This window comes from Rhodococcus phenolicus (genome assembly GCF_001646785.1).
GTDB lineage: Bacteria > Actinomycetota > Actinomycetes > Mycobacteriales > Mycobacteriaceae > Rhodococcus > Rhodococcus phenolicus.
Genome location: NZ_LRRH01000200.1, coordinates 1 through 1,113, shown reverse-complemented (window position 1 = coordinate 1,113; position 1,113 = coordinate 1). Strand labels below are relative to the sequence as shown.

The 1,113-nt window shown below is 72.1% G+C and carries 2 protein-coding genes; both read right to left on the bottom strand.

The genetic code is table 11. The annotated features are described in order from the left end of the window. A partial coding sequence (locus tag A8G15_RS28880) for an iron-containing alcohol dehydrogenase (RefSeq protein WP_211270271.1) occupies positions 1–339 on the bottom strand: 339 nt, incomplete at its 3' end. Between the two features lie 46 nt (positions 340–385). Next, a partial coding sequence (locus A8G15_RS28875) for a TatD family hydrolase (RefSeq protein WP_068166638.1) occupies positions 386–1,113 on the bottom strand: 728 nt, incomplete at its 5' end.

Sequence of the window (1,113 nt, the reverse complement as noted above, 5' to 3'; positions counted from 1 at the left end):
CACCTGGTCGATGCCGGTGCGCGCCGCGAGTGCCTTCGCCAGGCCGGTCGTCGACCCCCCGCCCACCGCGACGACCGCGTCCACGTCGTGCTCCCCGACCAGTCGCAGCACCCGATCGGTGACGGCGACCGGGGTGTGCATGACCGCCCCGTCGAATCGTGCGACGCGCAGGTCGCCGAGGGCGTCCTCGACGAAACCCGCCTGTTTCCGCACGTGGTCGCCGCCGAGCAGCAGTACCCGCGAGCGACGGAGCCGCTCGACCTCCTCGGCCACGCGCGCGGCCGTTCCCGCTCCGAACAACACCCGGGCCGGTTGTGCCGTGTAGACGAAGTTGTACATGGCTCCGATTGTCGCGGTTCCGGTCGTCCGCCCGGGCCGTTCGCGCTCAGTTCGCGGGGATCCCGTAGACGCGTTCGGCGTTGGCGGTGGTCGCGGCTGCCAGCTCCACCGGATCCTCCCCGCGCACCTCCGCGAGGGCCCGCAGCGTGTACGGCAGGCAGTACGGCTCGTTGGGAGCGCCGCGGAAGGGGTGCGGGGTCAGGAACGGTGCGTCCGTCTCCACCAGCACCTGCTCGCGCGGCACGAGCGGAGCCGCCTCCCGCAGCGCCTTCGCATTCCTGAAGCTGACGGTGCCGGAGAAGCTCAGCACGTACCCGGCGTCGACGCAGGCGCGTGCCATGTCCGCATCAGAAGAGAAGCAGTGGAAGATCACCGACTCGGGGGCACCTTCGTCGTGCAGGACCCGCAGCAGCTCGGCGTCCGCGTCGCGGTTGTGGATCATCAGCGGCTTGCCCAGGCGCTTGGCGAGATCGATGTGCCAGCGGAAGCCGTCCTCCTGCTCGGCGGGCTCGGCGCACCCGTCGAGCTTGCCCGGCCAGTACAGGTCCAGGCCGGTCTCCCCCACCGCGACGCAGCGCGGATCCGCGGCGAGGCGTTCGATCTCCGCGCGGGTCGCCTCGTCGAGAACGTTCGCGCGGGTCGGATGGATCGCGACGGCCGCGTGGACGCGCTCGTCCCAGTGCGCGGCCTGCACCGCGAACCGTGCCGCGTCGAGATCGTCGGCGACGGTGACGACCCGGCCGACACCGACCGCGGCGGCCCGGTCGACGATCG